Annotated in this window: 2 protein-coding genes; both read left to right on the top strand. The window is 46.6% G+C overall.

Translation table 11 applies throughout. The annotated features are described in order from the left end of the window. Window positions 1-1,265, top strand: a 1,265-nt coding sequence (locus ACP45E_RS15550) for a heparinase II/III domain-containing protein (protein WP_198927736.1), incomplete at its 5' end; no start/stop codon positions are given. Between the two features lie 300 nt (window positions 1,266-1,565). Further along, the coding region (locus ACP45E_RS15545) for an ABC1 kinase family protein (RefSeq protein WP_069585212.1) at window positions 1,566-2,511 on the top strand (946 nt) is incomplete at its 3' end.

The raw sequence follows: 2,511 nt of genomic DNA, 5'->3' as shown, positions 1-2,511 counted from the left end.
GCGGTTGGGCTGAAGGTCCTGACTACTGGAACACACAAACTGCATTCCTAGGCGAGGCATTCGACCTATTGAAAGCATACTGTGGCGTAGACATGTTCAACAAGACATTCTACGAAAACACAGGTGACTTCCCGCTTTACTGTATGCCTGTTCACTCTAAGCGCGCGAGCTTCTGTGACCAGTCGTCAATCGGTGATTTCCCAGGTCTAAAACTGGCTTACAACATCAAGCACTACGCAGGTGTTAACCAGAAGCCTGAGTACGTTTGGTACTACAACCAGCTTAAAGGCCGTGATACTGAAGCGCACACGAAATTCTACAACTTCGGTTGGTGGGATTTTGGCTACGACGATCTTCGCTTCAACATCCTTTGGGATGCACCAGAAGAGAAAGCACCCTCTAACGATCCACTGTTGAAAGTATTCCCAATCACGGGTTGGGCTGCATTCCACAACAAGATGACTGAGCGTGATAACCATATTCACATGGTATTCAAATGTTCTCCGTTTGGCTCAATCAGCCACTCTCACGGTGACCAAAATGCGTTCACTCTGCACGCGTTCGGTGAAACGTTAGCGTCAATCACTGGCTATTACGGTGGTTTCGGTGTTGATATGCACACCAAATGGCGTCGTCAAACGTTCTCTAAAAACCTTCCACTATTTGGCGGTAAAGGTCAGTACGGCGAGAACAAGAACACAGGCTACGAAAACCACCAAGATCGCTTCTGTATCGAAGCGGGCGGCAACATCTCTGATTTCGACACTGAATCTGATGTGAAGATGGTTGAAGGTGATGCAACAGCATCTTACAAATACTTCGTTCCAGAAATCGAATCTTACAAGCGTAAGGTCTGGTTTGTTCAAGGTAAAGTCTTCGTAATGCAAGACAAGGCAACGCTTTCTGAAGAGAAAGACATGACTTGGCTAATGCACACAACTTTCGCCAACGAAGTGGCAGACAAGTCTTTCACTATCCGTGGCGAAGTTGCGCACCTAGACGTGAACTTCATCAACGAATCGGCTGACAACATCACATCAGTGAAGAACGTTGAAGGATTCGGCGACGTAGACCCGTACGAGTTCAAAGATCTTGAAATCCACCGTCACGTTGAAGTGGAATTCAAACCATCGAAAGAGCACAACATCCTGACGCTTCTCGTTCCTAATAAGAACGAAGGCGAACAGGTTGACGTCACACACAAAGTAGAAGGTAATACACTGCTTCTTACGGTTGACGGTGAAACTGTCACCATTGAGTTGTAATTGCTCACTCTTTTAACACGATCATGCAGCCGAACTTGGCTGATGCAACTCCGCAGGTAAACTCAGCGGGTTAAGCTTCAAGGGGCTCTAGATAAAAATCTAGAGCCTCTTTTTACCTTTCTAACGATAAACCCATCTTCGCTTGTGATCAAAAGAGAGCATTCTCTCGTATTGATATACTGCATTCACCATAACTCTGTATCCTAAGAAATCGAGCATTCGGTTTTAATCGCGTGCCTTCAAACTGACCTAAATTTAAACGCTAGAAAGACTGACACCGCTAAATAAGAGAGTATGTTCATGTCGCAAAAAGAAAGAAGCTTACCGACTCATCGTCTGTCTCGGTTTAGTAAATTCGCATCACTGGCGACACGCGTTGCGGGTAATGTACTGACAGAAGGCACTAAACAAATCGTGAAAGGGAACCGCCCTACGACAAAAGACCTTCTTCTGACACCGAAAAATATAGCGCGCCTCACCGACCAACTTGCTCACCTTCGCGGCGCAGCAATGAAGCTTGGCCAAATGCTGTCGATGGACGCTGGCGACCTGTTAGATCCTGAGTTAGCGAATATATTAGCTCGTTTGCGCTCCGACGCCGACCCACTGCCCGCGAAACAGCTGAATCAGGTGTTAGAAGACGCCTTAGGCACCGGTTGGAAGAGCGAATTCATGGCCTTTAACTTTAAGCCTATAGCCAGTGCATCTATAGGCCAAGTACATCAGGCCTACAATGATGCCGGAGATAAACTCGCGGTAAAAATACAATACCCTGGCATTCGACAAAGCATCAACAGCGATGTTGATAACGTCGGTACACTACTAAAAATAGTCGGTCTCATCCCTGAGTCCGTCGATTATCAATCATTGCTCGAAGAAGCGAAAAAACAGTTACACGATGAAGCCGATTACGGCAGGGAAGCGGAATTCGCGATACGCTATCGCACTGAGTTGCAAGACCATGAGCACTTTGTGGTGCCACGAATTTACCCAGAAGTCTCATCAAATTCAGTGTTGGCGATGGCCTTCATTGACGGGCGTTCGATAGAACAAATTGAGAGTTTTGATCAACCGACACGCGATCTTGTGATGCACCGTTTACTCGAACTGATGTTCAAGGAGTTATTTGACCTTAAAATGGTTCAGACCGACCCAAATTTTGCGAACTACCTGTATCTTGAACACACTCAACAAATCGGATTGCTCGATTTCGGTGCCACTCGCGAGTACAGATCGGAAGAGCGGT

The sequence above is a fragment of the Vibrio genomosp. F10 str. 9ZD137 genome (assembly GCF_049974785.1).
Lineage (GTDB): Bacteria > Pseudomonadota > Gammaproteobacteria > Enterobacterales > Vibrionaceae > Vibrio.
This window is presented reverse-complemented; position numbering and strand designations above follow the sequence as displayed.